The 17,706-nt window shown below is 74.3% G+C and carries 18 protein-coding genes; 5 read left to right on the top strand and 13 right to left on the bottom strand.

The features are described from left to right. Positions 1-38 precede the first annotated feature (38 nt). A complete protein-coding gene (locus tag ACH4OA_RS32390; RefSeq protein WP_397941424.1) occupies positions 39-695 on the bottom strand; it encodes a response regulator in 657 nt (218 codons plus the stop codon). A gap of 28 nt (positions 696-723) precedes the next feature. Further along, a complete protein-coding gene (locus ACH4OA_RS32385; RefSeq protein ID WP_397941426.1) occupies positions 724-1,878 on the bottom strand; it encodes a sensor histidine kinase in 1,155 nt (384 codons plus the stop codon). A 107-nt stretch (positions 1,879-1,985) separates the two neighbouring features. Between ACH4OA_RS32385 and ACH4OA_RS32380 the strand changes: the two genes are divergently transcribed. From ACH4OA_RS32380 to ACH4OA_RS32370, 3 genes are read left to right on the top strand one after another with little or no spacing between them, the layout of a single operon-like run. Then, positions 1,986-2,906 carry an ATP-binding cassette domain-containing protein gene (locus tag ACH4OA_RS32380; protein WP_397972939.1) on the top strand — a complete coding sequence of 307 codons (921 nt, stop codon included), beginning with the start codon at positions 1,986-1,988 and terminating at the stop codon, positions 2,904-2,906. 2 nt (positions 2,907-2,908) lie between these two features. Beyond that, positions 2,909-3,619, top strand: a complete 711-nt coding sequence (locus tag ACH4OA_RS32375; RefSeq protein WP_397972937.1) for an ABC transporter permease — start codon at positions 2,909-2,911, stop codon at positions 3,617-3,619. A gap of 41 nt (positions 3,620-3,660) precedes the next feature. After that, positions 3,661-4,104: a hypothetical protein gene (locus ACH4OA_RS32370; RefSeq protein ID WP_365875740.1), complete on the top strand. Its 444-nt coding sequence runs from the start codon at positions 3,661-3,663 to the stop codon at positions 4,102-4,104. Positions 4,105-4,195: 91 nt separating this feature from the next. Here ACH4OA_RS32370 and ACH4OA_RS32365 read toward each other — a convergent pair whose 3' ends face one another. The 8 genes from ACH4OA_RS32365 to ACH4OA_RS32330 form a co-directional block, all read right to left on the bottom strand. Further along, entirely contained in the window at positions 4,196-5,575 is a 1,380-nt protein-coding gene (locus tag ACH4OA_RS32365) for a cellulase family glycosylhydrolase (protein ID WP_397972935.1), read from the bottom strand. A gap of 383 nt (positions 5,576-5,958) precedes the next feature. Continuing rightward, complete coding sequence (mug, locus tag ACH4OA_RS32360) at positions 5,959-6,477, bottom strand: G/U mismatch-specific DNA glycosylase (RefSeq protein WP_397972932.1); 519 nt, start codon at positions 6,475-6,477, stop codon at positions 5,959-5,961. A gap of 71 nt (positions 6,478-6,548) precedes the next feature. Next, complete coding sequence (gene purB / locus ACH4OA_RS32355; protein WP_397972930.1) at positions 6,549-7,991, bottom strand: adenylosuccinate lyase; 1,443 nt, start codon at positions 7,989-7,991, stop codon at positions 6,549-6,551. Between the two features lie 221 nt (positions 7,992-8,212). Beyond that, a complete protein-coding gene (locus tag ACH4OA_RS32350; RefSeq protein WP_365883986.1) occupies positions 8,213-9,001 on the bottom strand; it encodes an SGNH/GDSL hydrolase family protein in 789 nt (262 codons plus the stop codon). 213 nt (positions 9,002-9,214) lie between these two features. After that, the gene (locus tag ACH4OA_RS32345) at positions 9,215-10,234 is read right to left on the bottom strand and encodes a hemolysin family protein (RefSeq protein ID WP_365883988.1); all 1,020 of its coding nucleotides are present in this window, start codon (positions 10,232-10,234) and stop codon (positions 9,215-9,217) included. Continuing rightward, positions 10,231-11,637: a hemolysin family protein gene (locus ACH4OA_RS32340; protein ID WP_365941732.1), complete on the bottom strand. Its 1,407-nt coding sequence runs from the start codon at positions 11,635-11,637 to the stop codon at positions 10,231-10,233. The genes ACH4OA_RS32345 and ACH4OA_RS32340 overlap by 4 nt, the downstream gene beginning before the upstream one ends. A 162-nt stretch (positions 11,638-11,799) precedes the next feature. Continuing rightward, positions 11,800-12,225 carry a GNAT family N-acetyltransferase gene (locus ACH4OA_RS32335; protein WP_365876413.1) on the bottom strand — a complete coding sequence of 142 codons (426 nt, stop codon included), beginning with the start codon at positions 12,223-12,225 and terminating at the stop codon, positions 11,800-11,802. Positions 12,226-12,270: 45 nt separating this feature from the next. Continuing rightward, complete coding sequence (locus ACH4OA_RS32330; protein WP_397972927.1) at positions 12,271-13,155, bottom strand: TIGR03621 family F420-dependent LLM class oxidoreductase; 885 nt, start codon at positions 13,153-13,155, stop codon at positions 12,271-12,273. A gap of 229 nt (positions 13,156-13,384) precedes the next feature. Here ACH4OA_RS32330 and ACH4OA_RS32325 point away from each other — a divergent pair, with 229 nt between their 5' ends. After that, a complete protein-coding gene (locus ACH4OA_RS32325) occupies positions 13,385-13,615 on the top strand; it encodes a toxin-antitoxin system HicB family antitoxin (protein ID WP_397972925.1) in 231 nt (76 codons plus the stop codon). A 33-nt stretch (positions 13,616-13,648) separates the two neighbouring features. Next, positions 13,649-14,023, top strand: a complete 375-nt coding sequence (locus ACH4OA_RS32320) for a fic family toxin-antitoxin system, toxin component (RefSeq protein ID WP_365876407.1) — start codon at positions 13,649-13,651, stop codon at positions 14,021-14,023. Between the two features lie 370 nt (positions 14,024-14,393). Here ACH4OA_RS32320 and bioD read toward each other — a convergent pair whose 3' ends face one another. From bioD to bioB, 3 genes are read right to left on the bottom strand one after another with little or no spacing between them, the layout of a single operon-like run. Next, the gene (bioD, locus tag ACH4OA_RS32315) at positions 14,394-15,110 is read right to left on the bottom strand and encodes a dethiobiotin synthase (protein WP_397941444.1); all 717 of its coding nucleotides are present in this window, start codon (positions 15,108-15,110) and stop codon (positions 14,394-14,396) included. A 1-nt stretch (position 15,111) separates the two neighbouring features. Then, positions 15,112-16,392 carry an adenosylmethionine--8-amino-7-oxononanoate transaminase gene (locus tag ACH4OA_RS32310; RefSeq protein ID WP_397972922.1) on the bottom strand — a complete coding sequence of 427 codons (1,281 nt, stop codon included), beginning with the start codon at positions 16,390-16,392 and terminating at the stop codon, positions 15,112-15,114. Then, complete coding sequence (gene bioB, locus ACH4OA_RS32305) at positions 16,385-17,602, bottom strand: biotin synthase BioB (RefSeq protein ID WP_397972919.1); 1,218 nt, start codon at positions 17,600-17,602, stop codon at positions 16,385-16,387. The genes ACH4OA_RS32310 and bioB overlap by 8 nt, the downstream gene beginning before the upstream one ends. Positions 17,603-17,706: the final 104 nt, after the last annotated feature.

Here is a 17,706-nt window from a genome sequence, read left to right as displayed (position 1 = left end):
GCGAGTGCGATACGGCACCGCCCGGGGCCGGGGCCCGCTCAACCCGGCTGCACGAACCCCGACTCATAGGCGGCGATCACCGCCTGGGTGCGGTCGCGCGCGCCCAACTTGGCCAGCACGGCGCTCACATGGGACTTGACCGTCTCCGTGCCCACGGTCAGCCGGGCGGCGATCTCCGCGTTCGACAGGCCCCGCGCCATCAGCCGCAGCACCTCCGCCTCCCGCTCCGTCAGCCGGGCCCGCTCCAGTGCGGCCCGCGCGGGCCGGCCGCCGTCGCCGTACCGGGCGGCGAGCCGCCGCACCGTGGCCGGGAACAGCAGCGACTCACCCTCCGCGACCAGCCGTACCGCGTGCACGATCTCGGCCGGGCGGGCCCGCTTCAGCAGGAACCCGTCGGCGCCCGCGCGCAGCGCCTCGTACACGTACTCGTCGTCCTCGAAGGTGGTCACCACGAGGATCTTCGGCGGCGCGGCCACCGTGCGCAGCACCGCGCGCGTGGCCTCGATGCCGTCCATCAACGGCATTCGCACGTCCATGGCGACCACATCGGGGCGCAGTTGCCGCACCAGCGGGATGACGGCCGCGCCGTCGGCCGCCTCGCCGACCACTTCGAGGTCGGGCTGCGCCTCCAGCACGGCCCGCAGACCCGCGCGGACCAGGGGTTCGTCGTCGACGAGGAGTACGGTCACCGGCATCCGGCCACCCTAGGGCCTGGCGTTCGGATCATCCCACCGGCAGCTCCGCCCGCACCTGCCAGTCGCCCTCGTCCGGTCCGGTCCGGGCGGTGCCGCCGAGCAGCGCCGCCCGCTCCCGTATGCCGCGCAGACCGCTGCCCCGGCCCGGGCCGGGTATCGCTCCCGGCAGCGGATTGCGGACCTCCAGGGCGAGCGTGCCACCGGCCACCGCGACCCGGACCCGCACGGGCACCGCACCCGCGTGCCGCAGCACATTGGTCAGCGCCTCCTGGAGGATGCGGTAGCCCTCGCGGGACACCGGCCCCGGCACGGACGCGACCGGACCCGTCACCTCCGCGTCGACCTGCGCACCGGAGGCCCGCGCCGACTCCAGCAGCCGGCCCGCGTCGGCCAGCGTGGGCCGCCCGCCGGCCGGCCGCTCCGCCTCCCGCAGGACGCCGAGCACCCGCTCCAGGTCCTCCAGCGCCGCCCGGCCGGTCTCCTCGATGGCGCCCAGCGCCCGGTCGGTGAACGCCGGGTCGCCCGCCGCCCGCGCCGCACCCGCCTGCACCACCGCCACCGTCAGGGCGTGCCCGATCGAGTCGTGCAACTCCCGCGCGATCCGGGTGCGTTCCAGCAACTGCTCGGTACGCTCCTCCAGCGCCGCCAGCCGCTCGGCCGCGGACGGCCCCAGCAGCCGGCGCGCACCGGCCGTGATCAGCGCGCCCAGCCCGACGACGACGCCGTACAGGACGAGCAGCGGCAGCGGCGCCAGCAGCGCCCAGGCGGGATGCGGCGGCAGCCGGTCCAGCAGCGGCGGCCCGGCCGGTGCCGCGCCCCACGCGCAACGCGTCAGCTCGAAGCAGGCGACGGGCAGCCACACCGAGGCGAACACGGCCGCGCCGCCCAGCAGCATGCGCAGCTCCAGCCACAGCACCGTGCGCAGCCGGTCCCGCCAGGTGGCCGCCGGTGCCTGGGAGATGCCCGGCTCCGGCTCGCCCGGAGTGAGCAGCAGCCGCGCCTGCACACCCTCGCCGCGGCGCACCGCGGGCACCAGACCGAGCGGGACGAGCAGCAGCGCGGGCACCCAGGGCGCCGACGGGGCGACGAACAGCCAGACGCTGACCACCAGCATCGGCACCCACAGGTGGAGCAGGCGCGTGTACGTCGTCCCGCGCAGCAGCGGGCGCAGAAAGCGAGCCATGCCGTCATCGTCGCAGGCGGCACTGACAACGAGCCTCCCCCGCCCGGGGGAGCCGGTCCCCGCCGCCGGGGGAGGACCCGGCGGCCCCGCTCGGCCAGGCTGCTGCCATGACCAGCATCGACGTACGCGACCTCACCAAGGAGTACGGCGGCCGGCGGGCCGTGGACGGCCTCACCTTCACCGTCCGGCCCGGCCGTGTCACCGGCTTCCTCGGCCCCAACGGCGCCGGCAAGTCCACCACCTTCCGCCTCGTCCTCGGCCTCGACCGGCCCACCGCCGGCACCGCCACGGTCGGCGGCCGGCCCTACGCCGCGCTCCGCGACCCCCTGCGCCGGGTGGGCGCCCTGCTCGACGCGGGCGCCGCCCACGGCTCCCGCACCGCCCGCGACCATCTGCTGGCCCTGGCCGCGAGCAACCGCCTCCCGGCCCGCCGGGTGGACACCGTGCTGGAGGAGACCGGCCTCGCCGCCGTGGCCCGGCGCCGGGTGCGGACGTACTCCCTCGGCATGCGCCAGCGGCTCGGCATCGCCGCCGCCCTGCTCGGCGACCCCGAGGTCGTCCTGCTCGACGAACCGGCCAACGGCCTCGACCCGGAGGGCATCGTGTGGATCCGCACGCTGCTGCGCCGGCTCGCGGCGGACGGCCGTACGGTCCTGGTCTCCAGCCATCTCATGGCCGAGACCGCCGTGTTCGCCGACCACCTGCTGATCCTCGGCCGGGGCCGGCTGCTCGCCGACACACCGGTGCGGGAGTTCATCCAGGCGCGGGTACGGCCGCACGTCCGCGTGCGCAGCAGCGACCCCGCCGCCCTGGCCGACCTCCTCGCCCGGCACGGCCACGACGCGACCCGGGACGCGGACGGCACCTGGACCGTGCGCCGTGCGCGTGTGGAGGACCTGGGCCGGCTGCTGGCCGAGGCGGGTGTGCCCGTCCTGGAACTCGCCGCCCGGGAGGCCACCCTGGAGGAGGCCTACCTCGATCTGACGGCCGCCGAGGCCGAGTTCACCGTACCGCGCCAGGAGGCCTGACCATGCCCTTCGTACCCGTGCTCCACGCCGAGTGGATCAAAATCCGCACCCTGCGCTCGCTGCCGGGCAGTCTCGCCGCGATGTTCGTCGTCACCGTCGGGTTCGCCACGCTCGCCGCGGTCGACGCCGACGACTCCGATCCGCTGTTCTCGGTGTTCTTCGGCGTCAGTTTCGGCCAGATCGCCGCGGTCGCCTTCGGTACGACGGCCGTCGCCTCGGAGTTCCGGGGCGGCGCGCTGCGGCTGACGCTGGCGGCGGTGCCCGGCCGGGGGCGCTGGTTCGCCGCGAAGGCCGCGGCGATCGCCCTGCCCGCGCTGGCCGTCGGGCTGTGCACCGGGTTCGGCGCGCTCCTGGTGGGCCGGGCGGCCCTCGGCCCGTCCGCGCCCGGCTGGGCCGAAGGGGTGCGCGGCGCGGTCGGCTGCGGCCTGCACCTGACGCTGATGGCCTTGTTCGCGGCCGGAGTGGCGGCCGTGCTGCGCAGCGGGGTGGCGACGCTGTCCGTGCTCGTCCCGTTCCTGCTGATCGTGTCGTTCGTCGTCGGCGACCTGGCCGGTTCGGTCGCCGACTTCCTGCCCGACCAGGCCGGCGAAGTCGCCCTGCACGGCACCTGGGACGGCGTCCTCGGTCCGTGGAGCGGACTCGCCGTGACCGCGCTGTGGGCGGCGGCGGCCCTGGCGGCGGGCGCGACGGGCCTGATCCGCAGGGACGCCTGACAGAGCGCCACTTGTCAGTGGCGCCCGCTTTACTGGACCGCATGGACATCGCGAAGTGCCTGGCCCTCCTCGACCTGCTGTGCGCCCGGGAGTTCCCGGCGGCGCCCGGCAGGACGGAGCACGGCGAGAGCGGGCCCGGCTATCACATAGCCGCCTTACAGACGAGCGAGGAGTTCTGGGAGGGCGACGGCAGCGCACGGGAGGAGACGGCGGCGCAGTACGAGGCCGACCGGGACGGCCTGGCCGAGCGGCTCGGCGAGCGCTGGGGAGGGCCCCGGCACTTCAGCCTCTACAGTGTCCTGGACCGGACCCTGGCGGGCGAGGAGATCGCCGAACCCTGGGCCGGGCTCAGCGGTCACGTCCCGGACGTCCAGCTGTGGCGGGTGGCGGACCGGGGCCGCTGGGTCGCCCTCGGCGTCTCCCAGTGGGACAAGGAGCTGCCCTTCCAACTGCTGGGCATAGTGACGCAGACGGACCCGCCGTGAGGGCGGGTCCGGCCGTGGCGCGCGGCGCGGGGACTGGGAGCGCTCCCGTTGGCCGGGCCAGGGCTCCGGTCCGGCCGGGGCCCCGCCGGGGTCAGCTGGTGGGGAAGCTGTCGGGAGTGCTGATGCGGCTCTTGACCAGCGCTCCGGACGGGGTCAGCACACCGCTGCCGCTGTAGTCGCCGCCGTCGCAGGTGCCGGGCTTGAACGCGGCGCTGGACTCGTCGGCGTCGGAGTAGGTCCAGTTCGCGTAGCTGATCTTCAGCTGGTCGAGCAGGTCCAGCCAGGCCGTGGTGCTCGCCTGGTCCATCGCCCCGCCGCCGGTGGCGCTCACCGTGCCGAACTCGGTCACGAACAGCGGCAGTTTCGAGGCCGCCCGGCTCACCGCGGAGCGGTAGGCGTCCTTGTGGCTCGCGGCGTAGAAGTGGAACGTGTACATGATGTTGGTGGCGTTGACCGGGTTGTTGACGACCTCGGTCTCGTTGGAGCCGTCCGAGACGCCCAGCGAGGACCAGCCCCGGGTGCCGACGATGATCACCGCGTCCGGGTCGGCGGCCCGGATCACCGGGATGACCTGCTCGGCGTAGGTCTTGATGGCCGACCAGCTCACGCCGTTGGGCTCGTTGGCGATCTCGTAGATGACGTTCTTCTTGGCGGCGTTGCGGGCGGCGACGGAGGCGAAGAACGTCTTGGCCCGGTCCAGGTTGTAGTTCGGGTCACCCGGCGTGAGGGTGTGGAAGTCGATCAGGGCGTACATGCCCCGGGCCTCCGCCTGGTCGACGAGGCCGTTCACCCGGCTGGTGAAGCCCGCCGGGTCGGTCTCGTAACCGCCCTCCTGGACGTACATGGCGATACGCAGCAGGTCGGCCTTCCAGTCCTTCGCCAGCGCGTCCAGGGACGCGCTGTTGTAGCACTTGCCGAACCACTGGATGCCGTGCGTGCTCATGCCCCGGAGCTGGATGGGGCGGTTGTACTGGTTGCACAGGTTCACACCGCAGACGTGCAGCTGGCCGTTGACGCCGACCGGGGTGCCGTTGCCCTGGCCGGGGTCGGTCGGGGGCTCGTCGGTGGAGCCGGTGCAGGCGACGCCGTTGAGCGTGAACGCCGAGGGCTTGGGGTTGGCGCCGGTGAAGGAGCCCATGAATCCGAGGTCGGCCGACGCGCCGGTGGCCAGCGTCCGGTTCCAGTCGACACCGGTCGCGCTGACCGTGGAGCCGGACTGCGCCCAGGTGGCGTTCCAGCCCTGGACGAACTTCTGCCCCGCGTCGGGCAGGGCGAACTTGAGCGTCCAGCCGGTGACGGGGGCGCCCAGGTTGGTGACCTTCACGCCGGCCTGGAAGCCGCCCTGCCACTGGCTGGTGACGGTGTAGTCGACCTTGCAGCCGGTGGCGGCCATCGCCGTCTGGGGACTGAGCAGTGCGGTGAGGCCCAGGACCGTGGCACAGGTCGCCAGCAGGGCCGCTATGCGTTTCACGTGCGTTCCTCCTCGGGTGAACCGGGAACAGCAGGATGGGAGCGCTCCCAAAACCCATCGGCCCGAGACCGTACACCGGTGGATCGCGGCGCGTACAGACATGCGACCGTGAACGATGAGGCGGCCATGACCGGCCGCTGCTCAGAGGCGGCCCCGCACGGTAGGCACCGCCCGGCCCCGGGGCCGGGCGGTCACTCGGAGGGCCGTCCGGTCGCCCGGAGGGCCTGCCGTCACCCGTAGGGCCGGGCCGTCACCCGCAGGTTCGGCCCCGTCGCCCGTAGGGTCGGCCGGTCGCCCGGAGGGCCGCCCTCCGGCCACCCGGGGAGGCCCGTGTGGCCACCCGGGGAGGCCGTGGGATTGCGGTCACCCGGGGAGGCCGTGCGTCATCCGGGGAGTGGGCCGGCCGTCGGGTCGGTGGTGGTGGCGGCCTGGCGGAGCAGGCGGAATTCCTCCGCCATGGTGGCCGTGGTCCAGTGCGCGTTCAGGCCACTGGGATTGGGCAGGACCCAGATCCGGGTGCCGCCGAGGGTCCGCTCCTGCGGGCCGACCTTGGCGGTGCGGTCGTCGAAGGCCGCGCGGTAGGCGGTCACGCCGACGACGGCCAGCCACTTCGGCCCGAGCCGCGTCACCTTCTCGGTGAGCAGCCGCCCGCCCTCGGCGTACTCCGCGGCGGTCAGTTCGTCCGCCCGCGCGGTCGCCCGGGCCACCACGTTGGTGATGCCGAGCCCGTACGACAGCAGCTCCCGCTGCTCGGCCGGCCGCAGCAGCCGGGGCGTGAAGCCGGACAGGTGCAGAACCGGCCAGAAGCGGTTGCCGGGCCGGGCGAAGTGGTGGCCGGTCGCGGCCGACATCAGCCCCGGGTTGATCCCGCAGAACAGCACCCGCAGGCCGGCCGCGGCCACGTCCGGGACGAGACGGTCGCGGGCGGCCTCCAGCTCCGCCTGGGTGAAGCGCGGCGAACGGGGTCCGGGAGTCAGAGGATCGCCCCGGGGGTGTAGCCGGCCGCCTCCGGATGCCGCTTGACGATCTCCTCGATCCGGCCGACGACCACCGCGACCTGGCCGGCGGCGGCACCGGTGAAGGACAGCTTGTCGGCCATCAGCGCGGTGAGCTGCTCACGGTCGAGCGGCAGGCGCTCGTCGGCGGCCAGCTTGTCGAGCAGGTCGTTGCGCTCGGCACCCTGCTCGCGCATCGCCAGGGCGGTGGCGACCGCGTTCTCCTTGATCGCCTCGTGCGCGACCTCACGGCCGACACCGCCCCGCACCGCGCCCATCAGCACCTTGGTGGTGGCCAGGAACGGCAGGTAGCGGTCCAGCTCGCGGGCGACGATGGCGGGGAAGGCACCGAACTCGTCCAGGACGGTCAGGAAGGTCTCCAGCAGGCCGTCCAGGGCGAAGAAGGCGTCCGGCAGCGCGACCCGGCGCACCACCGAGCAGGACACGTCGCCCTCGTTCCACTGGTCGCCCGCCAGCTCGCCGGTCATCGAGGCGTAGCCGCGCAGGATGACCATCAGGCCGTTGACGCGCTCGCAGGAGCGGGTGTTCATCTTGTGCGGCATCGCCGAGGAGCCGACCTGGCCCGGCTTGAACCCTTCGGTGACCAGCTCGTGCCCGGCCATCAGCCGGATCGTCTTGGCCAGCGAGGACGGCGCCGCCGCAAGCTGCACCAACGCGGTGACGACCTCGTAGTCCAGCGAGCGCGGGTAGACCTGGCCGACCGAGGTGAACGCCTGGCCGAAGCCCAGGTGGCGCGCGATCCGGTCCTCCAGGTCGGCCAGCTTGGCGGCGTCGCCGCCCAGCAGGTCCAGCATGTCCTGCGCGGTGCCGACCGGGCCCTTGATGCCGCGCAGCGGGTAGCGGGCGAGCAGCTCCTCGACCCGGCCGTAGGCGACCAGCAGTTCGTCGGCGGCGGTCGCGAAACGCTTGCCCAGCGTCGTCGCCTGCGCGGCCACGTTGTGCGAACGGCCGGCCATGACCAGCTCGGCGTACTCGCCGGCCAGCTTGCCCAGCCGGGCCAGCACGGCCACCGTGCGGTCGCGCATCAGCTCCAGGGAGAGCCGGATCTGCAACTGCTCGACGTTCTCCGTGAGGTCGCGCGAGGTCATGCCCTTGTGCACGTGCTCGTGGCCGGCGAGGTCGTTGAACTCCTCGATCCGCGCCTTCACATCGTGCCGCGTGACCTTCTCGCGCTCGGCGATCGAGGCCAGGTCGACGGTGTCGAGAACACGCTCGTAGTCGGCGATCGCCTCGTCCGGCACCTCGATGCCGAGGTCCTTCTGGGCGCGCAGCACGGCGAGCCAGAGCTGCCGCTCCAGCCTCACCTTCTGCTCGGGGGACCAGAGCGTGGCGAGCTGGGCGGAGGCGTAGCGTCCGGCGAGGACGTTCGGGATGCGGGGCTTGGCGGGCGCAGAAGTCACGTGTCCAGATTCTACTGGCGGTTCGTGCAGGCCGGCGCCAGGCCCCCGCTCGGCGGAACCTACGAGACGCGCGCCACTCGGGACGCGCCGACCGGCCCCCCGCGCCCGGCCGGTCCCGGTGATGCTGCGCCCGCCCGTGCCGGTGGTGCTACGCCTGGCCGGTCCCGCTGGTGCCAGCCGACCGGTCCTGGTGGTGCTGCGCCCGGCCGGTCCCGGTACGGCTACGCCTGTGTCTCGTACGGCAGCAGGTCCGGGCGCTTCGGGGGGCGGCCGTCGCCCGAGGAGCGGCCGGTGAGGCGGCGGCCTATCCACGGCAGCAGATGCCGCCGGGCGAACCGGGCGTCGGCGATCCGCCGCGCCACCCAGGCCGGCGGGGCCGTCGCCGCCATCGGCACGTGCCACCCCGTGTCCTCCGGCTCGTACCCGAGCGTCTGCCACACCGCCTCGGCGACCCGGCGATGCCCCTCCGCCGTCAGGTGCAGCCGGTCCACGTCCCACAGCCGGGGGTCGGCCAGCGCGGGCGCCCCGTACAGGTCGGCCACCAGGGCGCCGTGCTTGCCGGCCAGCTCCTCCACGCAGGCAAACAGCTCCTCCATGCGCGGCCGGAACCGCTCCAGGACCGGGCCCTGGCGGCCGGGGCTGCGCATGAGCACGAGCTGCTTGCAGGAGGGCGCCAGCCGCTCCACGGCCTCGGTGAGCAGGTCCCGGACCCGGCCCATGTCGCACTTGGGGCGCAGGGTGTCGTTGAGCCCGCCGACCAGGGTGACCACGTCGGCGTTCATGGCCGCCGCCACCGGCACCTGCTCGTCGACGATCTGCTGGATCAGCTTCCCGCGCACGGCCAGGTTGGCGTACCGGAACCCGGGTGTGCGGGCGGCCATCCGCGCGGCGAGCACATCGGCCCAGCCCCGGTAGGAACCGTCGGGCAGCAGGTCCGACATGCCCTCGGTGAAGGAGTCGCCGACCGCGACGAGGCTGGAGTACGGGGGAGAGGGGGTATTCGTCTGCATGGCGACAGCGATCGTATCCCGGCGCCATACCCGCCGGTCGGTCACCCCGTGGCAGCCCGCCACCCCGGCACATCCCGCGGCCGGCCGGGCCCCCACCGCACCGTCCGCGGCCTGCCGACTACCTCCCCGGCACATCCCGCGGCCGCCCCCGCACCCACCGCAGCCGACCGGCCGTGTTCGCGGTGCGCGGTGCGCCGTGCCGCCTCCGCCCCGTCACCCCGGGGCCGGCTGGCCGAACAGCTCCCGCAACACGTCCTCCATGGTCACCAGGCCCGCCAGCCGGCCGTCGTCGCCGAGCACGGCCGCGACGTGCGTACGGCTGCCCCGCATCGCGGTGAGCACGTCGTCCAGCGGGGTGGCCTCGCGCACGCGGGCGATCGGCCGCATGTCCCGCAGCCGGAACGGCACGTCCGGCGGCGAGGCGTCCAGCGCGTCCTTGATGTGCAGATACCCCACGATCCGGCGGCCGTTGTCGACCACCGGGAACCGGGAGAAGCCCGACTCGGCCGACAGCCGCTCCAACTGCTCCGGGGTGACGCCCACGCGCGCGTAGACCACCCCCCGCAGCGGTACGACCACGTCCCGCACCGGGCGGCTGCCCAGCTCCAGGGCGTCGTGCAGCCGCTCCTGCGCCCGGCCGTCGATCAGGCCGGCCTCGCTGGCGTCCTTGACGATCTCGGCGAGCTCGGTGTCCGTGAAGGTCGCCGCGACCTCGTCCTTCGCCTCCACCCGCAACAGCTTCAGCAGCCCGTTCGCGAAGGCGTTGACCGCGAAGATCACCGGGCGCAGCGCCCGGGACAGCGCGACCAGAGGCGGGCCGAGCAGCAGCGCGGTGCGCACCGGTTCGGCCAGGGCGATGTTCTTCGGCACCATCTCGCCCAGCAGCATGTGCAGGTACGTGGCGAGGGCCAGCGCGATCACGAAGGACACGGCGTGCCCCGCGCTCACCGGCAGACCCACCGCGTGGAACACCGGCTCCAGCAGATGCGCGATCGCCGGCTCGGCCACCACACCGAGCACCAGCGTGCACAGCGTGATGCCGAGCTGGGCGGCGGCCAGCAGCGCGGAGACGTGCTCCAGACCCCACAGCACGCTCCGCGCGCGCCGGTCGCCCTCCTGGGCCAGCGGCTCCACCTGGGAGCGGCGCACCGAGATCAGCGCGAACTCCGCGCCCACGAAGAAGGCGTTGACGACGAGGGTCGCCAGACCGATCAGCAACTGCACGGCGCTCATCGCGTCCCCTCCCGCGTCCGCCGGGCCCCGGTGCTCCGGCCGGCCCGCTCGCCCCGCCCGGCACCGCGGCTCCCCGCGGTCCCGTCGGCCCGTTCGTCGTCCAGCGGCGCGTGCAGCAGCAGCCGGGCGGCCCGGCGGCCCGAGGCGTCGACCACCTCCAGCCGCCAGCCGGCCACCTCGACGCTGTCGCCCGCGGCCGGTATCCGGCCCAGCTCCGCGGCGACCAGGCCGGCCAGCGTCTCGTACGGCCCCTCGGGCGCGCGCAGTCCGACGCGCGCGAGCTGGTCGGTGCGGGCGGCGCCGTCCGCCGCGTACAGGGCCCGGCCCTCCTCGTCGGCGCCGGCCGCGGCGAGGTCGGACGTCTCGTGCGGGTCGTGCTCGTCCCGCACCTCGCCGACGACCTCCTCCACGATGTCCTCCAGGGTGGCCACCCCGGCCGTACCGCCGTACTCGTCGATGACGACGGCCATGGTGCGCCGGCCGCCGAGCCGGTCCAGCAGCCGGTCCACGGTCAGCGACTCGGGCACCAGCAGCGGGTCCCGCATAATCTGCGCCACCGTGCGATGGCGCCGCTGGCCCGCGGGGACGGCCAGCACGTCCTTGATGTGGGCGGTGCCCACGACGGAGTCCAGGCTGCCCCGGTATACCGGGAACCGGGACAGGCCGGTGGCCCGGGTGGCGTTGGCCACGTCCTCGCAGGTCGCCTGCGTGTCGAGGGCGACCACCTGGACGCGCGGGGTCATCACGTTCTCGGCGGTGAGGTCGGCCAGGTTCAGGGTCCGCACGAACAGCTCCGCGGTGTCCGCCTCCAGGGCGCCCTCCTTGGCGGAGTGCCGGGCGAGGGCGGCCAGCTCCTGCGGGCCGCGCGCGGAGGCCAGTTCCTCGGCCGGTTCGACGCCGAGCCGGCGCACGAAGCGGTTGGCCGTGTTGTTCAGGTGGGCGATGAAGGGCCGGAAGGCCGCGCTGAACACGCGCTGCGCGCTGCCCACCCGCTTGGCCATGGCCAGCGGCTGGGAGATCGCCCAGTTCTTGGGCACCAGCTCGCCGACGACCATCAGGAACACCGTCGACAGGGCCGTGCCGAGCACCAGCGCCACCGAACCCGCCGTGCCCCGGGACAGCCCCAGCGCCGTGAACGGTCCGGACAGCAGCTTGGCGATCGACGGCTCGGCGAGCATGCCGACCACCAGGTTGGTGACGGTGATGCCGAGCTGCGCGCCGGACAGCTGGAACGTCAGGGTCCGTACGGCCTTCAGGGCGCCCGCGGCACCGCGCTCGCCGCGCGCGGCGGCCCGTTCCAGCTCGCCGCGGTCCACCGTGGTCAGCGAGAACTCCGCCGCCACGAAGGCGCCGCAGGCCAGCGACAGCAGCACCGCCAGCAGGAGGAGGAGCACTTCGGTCATCGGGTCACCCCCTTGCCAGGATCGGACAGGGCAGGGGAGAACGCGCGGTGTCGCGGACTGGGAGGCTCGCCCATGGGCGGACGCTCACAACCTTTCATAGAGGGCCGAGTGCTCCCTCCAGAGTAAAGGATGGGCAAAAAAGGCCGTCGCCCGGTCCTTCTCTCAGTCCGTGAGCGGCTTCACCCAGCGCCGCCACTGCTCCTGCGGCCCGTACCCGGCCGCCTTCCAGGCGTGGTGCGCGGACGCGTTGCGGACCAGCACCATGGCGTCCGCCCGCCGCCCGCCGAGCCGTACGAAACGCTCCTCGGCGGCGGCCAGCAGCGCCGAGCCGATGCCCTGCCGGCGCCGCCCGGGAGACACCGCGAGCCGGTACAGGTGGCACCGCCAGCCGTCGAAGCCGGCGATCACCGTGCCCACCAGCTCGCCGTCCAGCTCGGCGAGCAGCAGCGCCCCGGGATCACGGCCGGTCAGCCGCTCCACACCGGCGCGGTCGTCGCTGATGCTGGTGCCCTCGGCCGCCGTCCTCCAGAAGGCGAGGACGGCGTCTAGGTCGTCGGGAAGGGCGGCGCGTATCCGCAGTTCGGTCATGTCCTCATCATGGTCGGCACGGCCCGGCGGCCCGTCCGCCGTCCGTCACGCGGACTCCTCGCGCAGCCGCGCCAGCATCGGCGCGAACGCCTCCATGTACGGCTCCAGCACGGTCAGGTACGAGAACCCGTACCGCTCCCGCTGCGCCCGCACCTTCGCCACCACGTCCTCCAGCGGGCCGGCCAGCACGATCGGCAGGTCCAGCGCCCGGTCCAGGGTCAGCCCGGGCTTGTACTCCAGCAGGGGCCGCAGCACGGGCTCCGGGTCGTCGGTGACGGCCGCGACCTGGATCAGCAGGTTCAGCTCGGCGGGCTCCGCCCGGTCCGCCGCCGCGTGGTAGCGGGCCAGCCGCTCGTCCAGTTCCCCGGCGCTCAGCGGGTCCAGCGCGCCGGCCGTCTCGCCCGGCCGGGCGCCGGTGAACGCGGCGATGTCCGCGTGCGCGGCGGTCAGCCGCAGCATCCGGTCACCGTTGGCGCCGATCAGCACAGGCACCCGGGACTGCACGGGCCGCGGCTGGTGCTCCTCGGAGCCGAGCAGCCGCGTCAGCTCCGTCACCGTGCGCTCCAGGTGGTCCACCCGCTCGCGCGGCGAGCCGTACGGCAGTCCGGCTGCCTCGTGCTCCGCCGGGACGTACCCGGTGCCGAGGCCGATCTCGAGCCGGCCGCCGGTCAGCGCGTCCGTGGTCGCCACCTCGCGGGCCAGCAGCGCCGGGTTCCAGAAACCCGCGTTCAGCACGAAGGTGCCGACCCGGGGCCGCTCGGTCGCCGCGGCCGCCGCGACCAGGGCCGGGAACGGCGCCACCGTCCCGAGGTGGTCCGGGACGAGGATCACGTCGTAGCCCAGCTCCTCGGCGCGCCGGCACTTGGCCCGCCACTCGGCGGCGGGCGCCGGCGTCAGCAGATTGACTCCGAAGCGGAACGGTCGCGACATGAACTCTCCCTCGGACGAGCGGACTTGGTCCCACCGATTGCATCATGCCCGCGCCCGCCCGCTCACCCACCGGCCGTGCGGCCGGGCGAGGGGCGCGCGGCGTCCGCCGGGCCCGCCGCCCCGCCGCCGGCACCACTCGTGGCGGGACGAGCGCGGGGCGCACCCGGACCCGGCGCGGTGCGACCGTGCGCCCTTGGCGCTGCTAGCGCGGTGGCGCTAGCGTCGAGACATGGCGAAGACCCAGCTGAACGTGCGCGTGGACGAGGGCACCGTCCGCGCGGCCCGCGAACGCGCCCTGGCCCGCGGCATGAGTGTCAACCGCTATATAGAAGAGCTGGTCAGACAGGACGCCGGCGAGGCGGGCCGTACCTTCGTGGAGGCCGCCGCCGACTTCATGCGGCGGTACGAGTCCGTGTTCGCCGAGGAGTCCCCCGAGGCACACGGCACCGGGACCCGGTGACGGCCGCCCCGCCGGTCCGGTGAAGCAGATCCCTTGAACGATCTCAGCATCGACCTCGCCTGGCTGCTCATGCTGGCCGAACAGAAGACCCCGGGCGACCCGCAGGTCACCGACTGGGGCGCCCTGGTCGCCGCGGTCGCCCGGCACCGGGCCGAGATATTCGGCGTGCCCGTCTACCCCGACCCGTACGCCCGCGCCGCCTCCCTGCTCCAGTTGCTGATCCACGTACCGGCCCTGGAACGCGCCAACGCGCTGTTCGCCTCCGCGGTCGCCTACGCCTATCTGGTCGCCAGCGGCGAGAAGGTCACCACCACGCCCGAGCAGGTCCGCGACCTCGCCCGGCTGGTCAAGGACGGCGCGGCGGGCGTCGACGACATCACACGGGAACTGCGCCGCTGGAGCGCCTGACGCGCACGGGGCGGCACGGGCCCGGCCCGCCGGCCCCGTGCACAGCCGCACCGGTACGGCGACTGATGCCGCCGCGCATGATCGGTGGCTGCGGCGCACCGGGCCGTGGACGGTGCCTCGCCGGGTCACCCCGCGTCTCTGCCGGGGTTGCGGGGCCTCCCGGCCCCAGAACGCCCGTGCCGCTCCGGGTCCGCTCCGGTGTCGCCGTGCGCCTCCGGTGGGTACGGCGGCGTCGGGCGGCCGTAAGCGGCGTCGCGTCGGGGAACCTCAGGTTCCCGCCGGGGTAACGGCGTCCTCCCCGACCCGGAACGCTTGTGCGTCCCGGGCCGGGGACGGCGTCGCGCCGGATCACCCCAGGCCTCCGCCGGGGTTACGGCGCCTCCCGGGTCCGGAACGCCTCCGTGTCCCAGGTTCCGTCCAGGTGGGGGGCCAGCCAGCTCGGGGCGGCCAGGCGGAACGCCGTGGGCGGCAGTGTGCCGGCGCCGGCGGGCAGGGCGCCGAGCAGCGGGGCGCCGGCGACCTCCGGCAGGTCGGCCACATTGCAGCGGGCGGCCAGGTCCGGGGCGTCGGGCCAGCTGCCGATCACCACGCCGGTCAGCTCCAGCTCCCGGCGCCGCAGCTCGCGTGCCGTCAGCTCGGTGGTGTTGAGCGTGCCGAGCCCGGCCTGCGCGACGAGCAGCACCGGCGCCTCCAGCAGCCGGGCCACGTCGGCCAGCGTGCCGCCGGCCGCGTCGAACCGCACGAGCAGCCCGCCCGCCCCCTCGACCAGCACCAGATCGTGCTCGGTGGCCAGCTTGGCGGCCCGCTCGGCCACCTCCTGCGGGTGCACCGGCGCCCGCCGGGCCCGCCGGGCCGCCGTGCCCGGCGCCAACGGCTCCGGGTAACGGGCGACTTCGGCGGCCGTGACCGGCCCGGCGAGCCGCGCCACCTCGTCCGCGTCCCCGCGCTCGTCCGGGCCCACGCCCGTCTGGGCGGCCTTGAGCACGGCCACCGAACGCCCGGCCGCGAGCGCCGTGGCGGCGACGGCCGCGGTGGTGACGGTCTTGCCGACCTCCGTGCCCGTTCCCGTGATCACCAGTACCGGCATGTCATCCCTCCCGCGCCGCGGCGCACACCGCGCGCGCGATCCGTGCCACGTCCTCGTCCGAGGTGACGTAGGGCGGCATCGTGTAGATCAGGTCCCGGAACGGGCGCAGCCACACGCCCGCCCGTACCGCCGCCTCGGTCGCGGCCCGCATGTCGACCTCGTGGTCGAGCTGGACCACTCCGATGGCCCCGAGGACGCGGACGTCCCGCACCCCGGGCAGCTCCCGCGCCGGCGCCAGGCCCTCCCACAGGCCCGCCTCGATCCGCTTGACCTCCGCGAGCCAGTCCTGCCCGAGCAGCAGCTCGACGGAGGCGCAGGCGACGGCCGCCGCCAGCGGATTGCCCATGAACGTCGGCCCGTGCGCGAGCACCGGCACCTCGCCCCGCGAGATGCCGTCGGCCACCCGGCCGTTGCACAAGGTGGCCGCCAGGGTCAGATAACCGCCGGTCAGCGCCTTGCCCACACACATCACATCGGGGGCGACCGCGGCGTGGCCGGCCGCGAACAGCGCGCCGGTACGGCCGAAGCCGGTGGCGATCTCGTCGAACACCAGCAGCACGTCGTGCGCGTCGCACGCCTCCCGCAGCACCCGCAGGTACGCGGGGGAGTGGAAGCGCATCCCGCCCGCGCCCTGCACCACCGGCTCCACGATCACCGCGGCCAGCTCGTCCGCGTGCCGGGCGATCAGCTCGCGCAGGTGCGTGGCGTAGGACTCCTCGTACGCGGCGGGCGGCGGGTCCGCGAACACCTGCCGCGGCAGCACCCCGGCCCACAGCCCGTGCATCCCGCCCTCCGGGTCGCACACCGACATCGGCTGCCAGGTGTCCCCGTGGTAGCCGCCGCGCCAGGTCAGCAGCCGCTGCTTGGCCGGCCGGCCGAGCGAACGCCAGTACTGCAGGCACATCTTCACGGCGACCTCGACCGACACGGACCCCGAGTCGGCCAGGAAGACGTGTTCCAGGCCGTCCGGCGACACGTCGACGAGCAGCTTGGCGAGCCGGACGGCGGGCTCGTGCGTGAGCCCGCCGAACATCACATGGCTCATCCGGTCCAGCTGCCCGCGCGCCGCCTCGTCGAGGACCGGATGGCGGTAGCCGTGGATGGCCGACCACCACGACGACATGCCGTCGACCAGTTCGCCGGAGCCGTCCGCCAGCCGCAGCCGGACCCCGCTCGCCGACTCCACGACGAGCGGCCGCGCCCGCCCGGGCATCGGGCCGTAGGGATGCCACACGTGCCGCCGGTCCAGCTCCAGCAGCTCCGGTACGCCGATCTCAGGCATTGGGCGCGAGGTCGGTGCCGGCGCCCCGGCGGCGTACGGCGACGAGGTCGGTGCGCGGCTCGGCGGCCGTCGCGACGCCCGCCGTACCGCAGACGCCGCCGTCCTCGTGCGCGCCGCAGCCCGCGCCGGCGTGCGACCCGCACCCGGCACCCTCGTGCGAGGCGCACCCGGCACCCTCGTGCGACCCGCACCCGCCCGCCGCCGCGGCCCGGTGTTCCGGCAGCGTCACCTCGTCGGCGCCCTCCACCTCGAAACCGGCGTCCGCGATCATCTCCAGATCGGCCTTGCCGGCCTGGCCCTCGCTGGTCAGGTAGTCGCCGAGGAAGATGGAGTTGGCCAGGTGCAGCGCGAGCGGCTGCATCGAGCGCAGGTGGACCTCGCGGCCGCCCGCGATGCGCACCTCCGCGTCCGGGCAGACGAACCGCACCATCGCGAGGATCCGCAGACAGCGCTGCGGGGTGAGGTTCCACTCCTTGGCCAGCGGGGTGCCCTCGAACGGGATCAGGAAGTTCACCGGCACCGAGTCCGGGTCCAGCGCGCGCAGCGAGAACACCACGTCCACGAGGTCCTCGTCGGTCTCGCCCATGCCCGCGATGAGCCCGGAGCAGGCGGACAGGCCGGCCGCGTGCGCCTTCCGCACCGTGTCCACCCGGTCGGCGTAGGTGTGGGTGGTGGTGATGTCCCCGTAGGTGGACTCCGAGGTGTTCAGGTTGTGGTTGTAGGCGTCCGCGCCCGCCGCGCGCAGCCGTTCGGCCTGGCCGTCGGAGAGCAGGCCGAGGCAGGCGCACACCTCGACGCCCTCGTTCTGGTCCTTGATCGCCTTGATGGTCTGCGAGACCCGGTCCACGTCACGGTCCGTCGGACCGCGCCCGCTGGCCACCAGACAGACCCGCTTGGCGCCGCCCGCGAGCCCGGCGGCGGCGGCCTCGGACGCCTCGTCCGGCTTGAGCCAGGTGTACTTCAGGATGTCGGCCTTCGAGCCGAGCCGCTGGGAGCAGTACGAGCAGTCCTCGGGGCACAGACCGGACTTGAGGTTGACCAGATAGTTGAGTTTCACCCGTCGCCCGAACCAGTGCCGGCGCACCTTTCCGGCCGCGGCCACCACGTCGAGCAGGTCGTCATCGGAGGTGGCCAGCACGGCGAGCGCTTCCCCGCGCGTCGGCAACTCGCGCCGAAGCCCCTTGTCCACCAGCGTGTTCAGCAGGTCCATGAGGCCCGATCCTGTCCTACGGGACCGCCCCGGGCCAAGGAGACTTCACACAACACGGACGCTTCACCGTGTGGGTATTGCCACACAGTGGGCGGGCGGCCGGG

Source organism: Streptomyces sp. NPDC017095, assembly GCF_044332325.1.
Taxonomy (GTDB): Bacteria; Actinomycetota; Actinomycetes; order Streptomycetales; family Streptomycetaceae; genus Streptomyces.
The sequence above is the reverse complement of the archived record's forward strand: the minus strand, read 5'-3'. Positions and strand labels throughout refer to the sequence as shown.